The 8,836-nt window shown below is 42.0% G+C and carries 9 protein-coding genes; 3 read left to right on the top strand and 6 right to left on the bottom strand.

Annotated elements, in window-relative coordinates; all coding sequences use genetic code 11:
• Window positions 1-62: 62 nt before the first annotated feature.
• The gene (locus CVN76_RS07815) at window positions 63-1,418 is read left to right on the top strand and encodes a recombinase family protein (protein ID WP_100530822.1); all 1,356 of its coding nucleotides are present in this window, start codon (window positions 63-65) and stop codon (window positions 1,416-1,418) included.
• A 33-nt stretch (window positions 1,419-1,451) separates the two neighbouring features.
• Here CVN76_RS07815 and CVN76_RS07810 read toward each other — a convergent pair whose 3' ends face one another.
• The 4 genes from CVN76_RS07810 to CVN76_RS07795 form a co-directional block, all read right to left on the bottom strand.
• The gene (locus CVN76_RS07810; RefSeq protein ID WP_157805601.1) at window positions 1,452-1,922 is read right to left on the bottom strand and encodes a hypothetical protein; all 471 of its coding nucleotides are present in this window, start codon (window positions 1,920-1,922) and stop codon (window positions 1,452-1,454) included.
• 92 nt (window positions 1,923-2,014) lie between these two features.
• Window positions 2,015-2,857 (bottom strand): DegV family protein, encoded by an 843-nt coding sequence (locus CVN76_RS07805; protein ID WP_061141210.1) that lies wholly within the window; start codon window positions 2,855-2,857, stop codon window positions 2,015-2,017.
• A gap of 184 nt (window positions 2,858-3,041) precedes the next feature.
• The gene (locus tag CVN76_RS07800; RefSeq protein WP_061141211.1) at window positions 3,042-3,725 is read right to left on the bottom strand and encodes a response regulator; all 684 of its coding nucleotides are present in this window, start codon (window positions 3,723-3,725) and stop codon (window positions 3,042-3,044) included.
• Between the two features lie 47 nt (window positions 3,726-3,772).
• Window positions 3,773-4,915: a sensor histidine kinase gene (locus CVN76_RS07795; protein ID WP_061141212.1), complete on the bottom strand. Its 1,143-nt coding sequence runs from the start codon at window positions 4,913-4,915 to the stop codon at window positions 3,773-3,775.
• A gap of 627 nt (window positions 4,916-5,542) precedes the next feature.
• Here CVN76_RS07795 and CVN76_RS07790 point away from each other — a divergent pair.
• The gene (locus CVN76_RS07790; protein WP_100530820.1) at window positions 5,543-6,178 is read left to right on the top strand and encodes a YigZ family protein; all 636 of its coding nucleotides are present in this window, start codon (window positions 5,543-5,545) and stop codon (window positions 6,176-6,178) included.
• A 177-nt stretch (window positions 6,179-6,355) separates the two neighbouring features.
• Window positions 6,356-7,384 (top strand): LCP family protein, encoded by a 1,029-nt coding sequence (locus CVN76_RS07785; protein WP_100530819.1) that lies wholly within the window; start codon window positions 6,356-6,358, stop codon window positions 7,382-7,384.
• 131 nt (window positions 7,385-7,515) lie between these two features.
• On the opposite strand, the gene CVN76_RS07780 is transcribed toward CVN76_RS07785, so the two are convergent.
• Window positions 7,516-8,565: a glycosyltransferase family 4 protein gene (locus CVN76_RS07780; protein ID WP_100530818.1), complete on the bottom strand. Its 1,050-nt coding sequence runs from the start codon at window positions 8,563-8,565 to the stop codon at window positions 7,516-7,518.
• A gap of 76 nt (window positions 8,566-8,641) precedes the next feature.
• The coding region (locus tag CVN76_RS07775) for a hypothetical protein (RefSeq protein ID WP_442857560.1) at window positions 8,642-8,836 on the bottom strand (195 nt) is incomplete at its 5' end.

Genomic DNA, 8,836 nt, shown 5'->3' with positions numbered 1-8,836 from the left:
GGAAGTTAGTTTGGTACATGGCCCCATTAAACATAAAATTCTAATTTGAAAGGTGATTATTTATGACTAAGGCGGCTTTATATATTCGCGTTAGTACAAGAGAGCAAGTTGAAAATTACAGTATTGAAGTGCAAAAAGAGCGCATGGAAGCATTCTGTAAAGCCAAGGGATGGGATATCTTCAATATCTATGTGGACGGAGGTTACTCTGGGTCAACGCTAGAACGTCCTGACTTACAAAGAATGATAAAGGATTTAAAAGATATCGATGTAGTTCTTGTTTATAAATTGGACAGATTATCAAGATCCCAAAAAAACACTCTTGAATTAATTGAAGAACACTTTTTAAAAAACAATGTAGATTTTGTTTCTATTACTGAAACCCTTGATACTTCAACACCATTTGGAAAAGCAATGATTGGAATTCTTTCTGTATTTGCTCAATTAGAACGTGAAACGATTGCCGAGCGAATGAGGATGGGACATATTAAACGCGCTGAAAATGGTTTAGGTTCTATGGGTGGAGATTATGATCCAGCAGGGTATTTGAGAGAAAACGGATTTCTAGTTATCAAGCAGGAAGAGGCAAGTCATATTCAAAGAGCTTTTGATCTTTATGAGCAGTATCACTCCATCACAAAGGTACAACAAAGCCTAAAAGAAGAAGGGTCTACAGTATGGAGATTTAGAAGGTACAGGGATATCCTGGCTAATTCTTTATACGTAGGCATGGTTAGCTTCGCCGGTAAGACATACAAAGGACAACACCAACCCATTATATCCCCAGACCAATTTGAACGCGTACAGGTGCTATTACGGCGCCATAAGGGTAATAACGCTCACAAGGCTAAGAGAAGCCTTTTATCTGGGCTTTTACGTTGTCATTGTTGTAACGAACCTTTCGTATCGTATTCAAGCAGCATTTCAAAGAAAAATCCCAAAAATTATTATTACTACATTTGCCGAGCAAGAAGATTTCCTTCCGAGTATGATGAGAAGTGCAACAATAAGAATTGGAATAGATCTAAATTGGAATCATTAGTTATTGGCGAATTAAAAAATATAACCATAAAAAAATCGAAGGCACAAAAAAATGAGAAGAAAATTAATTATGAAAAATTAATAAAAGATACAGATAAAAAAATGGAACGAATAATTGAATTATACTCAAATGAATTAATCAATAATGACTTACTGGAAAAGCAAATGAACAAGTTAAATGCTGAAAAAGCAAAATTAATAAATGATCAAAGGTCAACATTAGAAGAGGAAACGCAAACAATAACTGAAGATATGTTAGCTAATATTCAAAGCGATTTTGAGGATTTAGAATTTAAGGACAAACAGGCAATCATACAAACATTTATAAAAGAGATCCATCTAGATGGTGATAACGTCATAATTGATTGGCGTTTTTAATTGAGCAATTTTTATGTATTCATTACGGGCTATTCAGACGGCCCATACCAGGAGCTCCTCCTTTTCATTCACCGCGCCGACTGCACGTTGCGAGGCCGTTTTCTGCCCGTCAGATAGCTTGCCGTCCCAACACATGACAGGGTCAGGAATGGCATACAACAAGCCGGGGCCAATCCATTGATACAATCTTGCGCATTCGCTGACACGCCCCATCATGATGCAAGAGCGGCAGTAAGCGCAGTCTCGATTGCAGACCTTACACGGGATTGTATGAAACATGGCTTGATCTTTGTTGCCGCAGCGCAGACAGGTAAACTTACCGTTTCCGGATTGCACGCCGCTTGTATGCGAGACATGCCCATTTTTGAGATGTTCTAAGATCTTTGCTTCGGAAAAGGGGATTTCGGAGGACAGCAGGTGCCTTCCAGAGAGGTGGTTCTGAAGTTCGGGAGAAAAAGGCCGAGGAATGCTTGAATGTTTCAAACTGCACCCTTCTTTCGTCATGGATTTACTCTCCCTATCATTCGATATAAGCCGTACCGTTTCCTGTCTCTCCATAAAAAAAACGCCTCCCAATTCGGGGAGGACGTCCTTGTTCATACTTTATACCAGCCCATTCCCATCGAGCCTTCACCTAGATGGGTTCCAATCACGGGACCGAAATAGCTGATGTCAAATTCCACATTCGGGAATCGTGCTTCAAGCTCGGTTTTCCAGTCTTTGGCTTCGGCTTCTCGCCTTGCATGAATGATGACGGCTTTATACTTCGCACCGCTTGCCGCATCTTCTCCAAGTAAATCGGCAATCCGCTTCATCGCTTTTTTCCTTGTGCGGATTTTTTCGAACGGGACGATGACCTTCTCCACAAAATGGAGGACCGGCTTCACTTGAAGCAGGCTGCCGATCAAAGCCTGGGCACTGCTTAACCGTCCCCCACGCTGTAAGTGGGATAGATCGTCCGCCATGAAGTATGCCTTAACGGACGGTTTCATTTCTTCGAGCCTGGCCATGATCTCTCCTGCACCTTTCCCCTCAAGGGCCATCTTTGCCGCCTCCAGAACATAAAATCCCTGGACGCTACAGCTGATCTCCGAATCAAAGGCATGAACATTAATTCCCTCGACCATCTCCCCGGCTGATACTGCGCCTTGATACGTGCCGCTGATGCCACTCGATAAATGAATCGAAATGACATCATCATATTCCTTTTCCAGCTCCTCAAACTTCTCGACGAACAGTCCGATCGGAGGCTGTGAAGTCGTCGGCAATTTCTCCTGCCTCTTCACTTCCTCGTAAAACTCATCCGCAGTAATATCAACTTCTTCCCGGTAAGCTTCATTGGAGAAAATGACGTTAAGCGGCATCATATGTATATGTAAACGTTCACGCGTTTCCTTAGGTATATATGCAGTGCTATCTGTTACGACTGCCGTTTTCATAATAAGTACCATCCTTATAAAAATTTGCTCTTTTTGTTCTTATTCAACATTTTAGCTGAAAACGCCTCTATTTGCATTAAAGAGCTTTTTCAATACCTAAAATTTGTAAAGGCTGAAGGTAAAAAAAAGTCCGGCTCCTCAGTACGCATTGCGAAAACTGAAGAGCCGGATATAATCGGAAGAATTATTTCACTTCTACCCAGCCGTTTTTAATAGCCAGGACAACCGCTTGTGTACGGTCATTCACATTCATCTTCTGAAGAATGTTACTTACATGGTTCTTGACTGTTTTTTCACTGATATATAGCGTTTCGCCAATGGCGCGGTTGCTTTTTCCGTCAGCTAAAAGTTGAAGCACTTCACATTCGCGGCGAGTCAGGAGGTGAAGCGGTCTCCTGATTTCTATCGTATGGACGGAATCGCGATCGGTACCCTCGTCGGCAGCCAAGCGGCGATATTCTTTAACCAAATTATGCGTAACCTTCGGATGAAGATATGAACCGCCTTCCGCCACTACACGAACGGCATCGATCAACGCATCGGCGTCCATCTCTTTCAATAGGTAACCTTGGGCTCCCGTTTTCAACGCATGCTGTACGTAATTCTCATCATCATGAATCGAAAGGATGATGACCTTTGTTTCAGGGTAGCGGTTCACAAGCATTTTTGTGGCTTCGACCCCATTCATATTCGGCATGTTGATATCCATGATAACAACATCTGGTTTATGTGTCTCAACGAGATCCATTGCTTCACTTCCGTCATCACCCTCGGCAACAACATCGAATGATGATTCAAAATCTAATATGCGCTTTACGCCTTCACGGAAAAGCTGATGGTCATCGATAATGATGATACTAGTCTTCAACGGCTTCTTCCTCCTAGTTTCTATTTAAAATGCCTATTCTCTATAATTTATAATTGATAGGGAATTTGTATAAATACCAAAGTGCCTGCGCCTGGCTGTGAATCGATCGTCATTTCACCTTCAAGCAGCTCGACCCTCTCTCTCATTCCTACCAAGCCAAATGAGCCTTCTTTTTGAATGGAACTGTCAAACCCTTTTCCGTCATCCTTGACGACAACGGTCACCATCTCTTTCGAAATGGACAGTTTAACTTGAACCTGTTTTGGCTCCGCGTGCTTCAATGAATTTTGTACGGCTTCTTGAACGAGCCTGAATAATGCGACCTCCATGTCAGAAGGAAGCCTTTTGACCTGTCCAAGATTGACGAAATTCAAATGCACGCCATCATTATAGTCTTCGGTCGTTTGCAGGTACTTTCTGAGGGTAGGAACAAGGCCCAAATCATCAAGTGCCATGGGACGAAGATCATAAATGATCCTGCGCACTTCATATAAGGCATTCCTTACCATGACCTTCAAACTGCGGATTTCCACGAGCGCTTCATCAGGACCTCTCTCCCGTTGGACACGTTCAATCAAGTCTGAACGCATCATGACATTCGCGAGCATTTGTGCTGGACCATCATGAATTTCCCGCGAGAGCTTCTTGCGTTCCTGCTCCTGGGCTTCAATTATCTTCAAGCCGAAGTCTTGTTTGCGTTTCGCTTCCTGCAATGCTTCCCCTACGAATTTCAGGTCCTGGGTCAAATAGTTTTGTACGACCGATATTTGCGAAACAAGATGTACCGCTTTATCGATCGTCTGCTGCAAGGCCCGTAACCTTAATTCAAGTTCATCCCGGCGATTTCGAAGTTCCTTCTCCAATTGCCGGTTTATTTGCAGGTCGACTTGCAGCTTGTGTGCCCTTTCATAAGCATCCCGTACCTGCTCTTCAGAAAAATGGTTGAAGTGCATACTGACCTCGGAAAGCCTTTTTCGAGCAAATCTGGCTTTTGAATCCAGTGCATCGCTGTCGGTTATTACAATGGCAACCCTGATTTTCACATCATCAAGCTCTTTTGTTAATGATTCAAAATCTTTGCGGCATTGCTCGCCGATGTCAAAGACTTCATCCTTGCTTTCACTAACAGTGCTCACCATTGTTTCTAAGATCTTGTCCAATGCCTTAGCATCAACCTTTTTTATGGACATTAAGATCCCTCCACTTAAATCAAAAGACTTAAAAAATTTATTGTCTTAAAGACTATGTATATGGAAAAAAGTTCTTTCCTTTTTCATGAATGGTTATTTCAGGTAACGTTAATATGCAGTAACCTTCATGAACATATTGTACCAAAAAAAGAAGAAAAATACGTTAATTTCATTGTCAAATTTTTACGAAATGTACATATATGGTACATATCTCCCGGTTATAGGTATTATGGCCGAATTGGTAGTCTACCATACCCTTAAAAGGCAAATCCATTCCCATTAGCCCAATACAAATGATCCTTTTCAATCGAATCGAGTATTCCACTCCATTGATTATCATATGAAACAGATCGATTTATTAAATGGCAAAATCATCGAATTGAACGGGCACGATGGGAACAAGCGAGGACTTGTGACCAAAACCCGGTGTTTTTCCTAAATGTTATTCTTTTAAGCATAATATTCGCTGCACACATGGCAGGCAATAGAACTAATTATAACACGGACTTCTTTTTCTTATATTAAAGTTTCTTTACACATCTGCCCCAAAAACGAAACATGATTGCCACTTTTTACACAAAGACTTATAATGAATCAACTAATAGTAAGTACGAAGGTGGAATAGGTATGCTCACTCAATATTTAACGGTGGCAGGACGCGGGGAACATGAAATCATCATCGAGAAATCCCGTTTCATCTCGCACATCACCCGAGCCGAAACGGAAGAAGACGCCCAGGCATTCATCCAGGAAATCAAGAAAAAGCATAAAGATGCTACACATAATTGTTCAGCCTATATGATCGGTGAACAAAACCAAATCCAAAAGGCCCTCGATGATGGGGAGCCAAGCGGCACGGCAGGCGTCCCGATCCTTGAGGTTCTTAAGAAAAAAGATTTGAAGGACACCGCCGTAGTGGTCACAAGATATTTCGGGGGCATCAAGCTAGGTGCCGGAGGTCTCATCCGCGCTTATAGCAAATCGACTTCAGAAGGGATAAATGCCACTGGCATCGTCATCAGAAAGTTAATGCGGGTCATTTCGACAACGATCGACTATACGTGGCTCGGAAAATTGGAGAACGAATTACGTTCTTCCATCTATCAAATAAAGGAAATTCAATACCTCGATCAGGTAACGATCCTCGTATATGCGGAAGAGGCACAAAAAGAATCCTATATCTCCTGGATGACAGAGCTGACAAATGGTCAAGGACAGATCGCGGAAGGCGAAATGCTTTATTTGGAAGAAGCATTCGCCTGATTTCCCCCTGCTTTTTTTTCCTTTTTTAGGTTGTAATACAATTGAAAAGAAATATTTATTTTACGAATTTATTAAATCATTGTAAAATTAGGGTTAATATATGACGAAATATAAATAGATAGATTCGAAAAATAGCGATTTATGTCTGAAGTTCGTTATTTAAAAGGAGAAGAAAAGATGTCTACTACTAGGCGTGTCTATAAAATAAAAAAGACAAAGAAAAAAAGGCGAAAGAGGCTGTGGATATTCCTGGTGCCCCTGCTTGTACTGGGCCTGGGCGCTACCACTTATGCTGCAACTCTATATATGAAGGCTCAGAATGTATTCCATGATTCGTATGATCCGGTGGAGGCTTCGGCGAAGCGGAGTGCATCCGTCGATCCTCTCGAAGATAATTTCTCGATCCTCTTCATAGGAATCGATGATAGTGACGAACGTGACTATCAAGGAAATTCGCGCTCGGATGCGCTAATCCTGGCTACATTCAATAAAGATCAAAAATCGATTAAACTTTTAAGCATTCCGCGTGATTCATATGTGTATGTACCTGCCAAGGGAGTCACCACAAAAATCAATGCGGCCCATGCAGCCGGAGGTCCAAAGGCGACGATGGACACCGTGGAGGAATTATTTGATGTCCCAGTCGATTATTATGTCCGCATGAACTTCAATGCTTTCATAGATGTTGTCGATTCATTGGATGGAATCGAAGTGGACGTACCATACGAAATGCACGAAATGGATTCACATGACAAAAAGAATGCGATCCATCTGGAAAAAGGAATTCAAACGGTTGATGGTGAAGAAGCCCTTGCCTTTGCCCGGACACGTAAACAGGACAGTGATATCCAACGCGGCGAGCGTCAGCAGGAAGTCCTTAAAGCCATCATCTCCAAGGCAACATCCGCTGGATCTTTGACGAAGTATACAGACGTAATGGAAGCTGTCGGTGACAATATGACAACGAACCTACAATTCTCACAAATTAAAGGTTTCATAAAATATGTAACTGGCGATAACGGCCTTAATCTTGAGACACTCAAGCTTGAAGGACAGGATTCCACCATTAACGGAACCTACTATTATCAGCTGAATGAAACATCCGTAGCCAATACAAAGCTATTGCTTCAATCACATTTGAATTTGGGACCTAAAGAAGAAGTCACCAATCAAACCGAAGCCGTCCAGCCACAAATAGAAGAATGAAAAAAACCCCACTTGTAAAAGTGGGGTTTTTTCTGTAAACCTAAACAAAAAAAGGCTCCAACCGCGTACAGACTCGGTTGGAGCTTTTTCAACTATTCATGCAAGAATCTAGTAATCTAGTTGTTCATCTATCATGGTTTGTTTTTAAAATTGAGCATCTTCAGCAGCGGCTGGTAGTTTGAATTGACCAAACCGATCTTCTCGACAAAAATCTCGATGATCAGCAGCAGACCCGTCACAAGGATCAAGGCCCCCCACATTGTGGCAAACGAGAAAATGATGGCTGCCAAGCCGAAGCAAGCAGCTAAGGCGTAGATGAGCAAAACGGTCTGTTTATGAGTGAACCCCAAATTTATTAAGCAGTGGTGCAGATGGGATTTATCAGCAGCGGAAATCGGCTGCTTATTGACAAGCCTGCGGATAATCGCGAAAAATGTATCCGAAATCGGCACGCCCAAGATGATGATCGGCACGATCAGGGAGATCATCGTAACGTTTTTGAACCCTTGCAGGGACAGGACGGCAATGATATAACCGAGGAACAGGGCTCCTGTATCCCCCATGAAGATCTTTGCCGGGTGAAAATTATATTTCAGGAAGCCAAGAGTGCTTCCAATTACGATCAAGGCTACCGTGGCAACGAATAAATCGCCTTTGATAAGCGCCATCGTTGCGATCGTCACTAATGCAATGGTTGAAACACCACCTGCAAGTCCATCGAGGCCATCTATCAGGTTGATGGCATTGATGATGCTGACAATCCACAAAATGGTGATCGGTATACTAAAAACATCAAATTCAAGTGTATCGGTAAAGAACGGCAAATTGATGAATTCCACCTTAAGACCGCCCCATAATACGATGATGAGGGCAGCCAAAACCTGGCCCAGGAATTTGGGTGCGGCTTTTAATTCATAGATATCGTCAGCCATGCCGATCAATATGATTATGAGAGCGCCGACCAGGAGTGGCAATTGTCCCGAGAAATCTTTCGTAAAGAGTAAAAAAGTAATGAAAAAACTCAAAAATATGGCTAAACCGCCCATTCGCGGCATAATTTTACTATGCACTTTTCGCTCATTCGGTTTATCGGTAGCTCCTAATTTAAAGGCCAGTTTTCCGACAAAAGGAGTCAAAAAAATGGATAATAAAAAGGATACCAACAAGGCCCCAATTAACATTAAGAACCACCTCAATTCAACTAAAAATCTAATACCCGTAACGATCTATAAGAAAACCTATATATAAATGGTTATTTTAATTTTTCATCCTCAAATAAACATTATATACGTTTTCAGCTAAAATCTCTATAGAAAAGTTGTTTTTTGCAAATTTTTGTAAATCCGACCCTATCTTTGTCAGTTCCCCGGATTCCTTCAATTCCAAAGCATGAAAGATGGCTCCTGCAAGTTTGCCGGCATTTCCTATTTCCGTAACCCAGCCCTTGCTCCC

It is taken from the genome of Bacillus sp. mrc49 (genome assembly GCF_002803435.1).
Note: the sequence above shows the minus strand (reverse complement) of the source record. Positions and strands in the feature narration are given on the sequence as shown.

What these genes read in the sequence shown, in the direction of transcription:
- CVN76_RS07815 (WP_100530822.1), top strand. Translation starts at nt 63, where the DNA reads ATGACTAAGGCGGCTTTATATATTCGCGTTAGTACAAGAGAGCAAGTT.
- CVN76_RS07810 (WP_157805601.1), bottom strand. Translation starts at nt 1,922, where the DNA reads ATGACGAAAGAAGGGTGCAGTTTGAAACATTCAAGCATTCCTCGGCCT.
- CVN76_RS07805 (WP_061141210.1), bottom strand. Translation starts at nt 2,857, where the DNA reads ATGAAAACGGCAGTCGTAACAGATAGCACTGCATATATACCTAAGGAA.
- CVN76_RS07795 (WP_061141212.1), bottom strand. Translation starts at nt 4,915, where the DNA reads ATGTCCATAAAAAAGGTTGATGCTAAGGCATTGGACAAGATCTTAGAA.
- CVN76_RS07790 (WP_100530820.1), top strand. Translation starts at nt 5,543, where the DNA reads ATGCTCACTCAATATTTAACGGTGGCAGGACGCGGGGAACATGAAATC.
- CVN76_RS07785 (WP_100530819.1), top strand. Translation starts at nt 6,356, where the DNA reads ATGTCTACTACTAGGCGTGTCTATAAAATAAAAAAGACAAAGAAAAAA.
- CVN76_RS07780 (WP_100530818.1), bottom strand. Translation starts at nt 8,565, where the DNA reads ATGTTAATTGGGGCCTTGTTGGTATCCTTTTTATTATCCATTTTTTTG.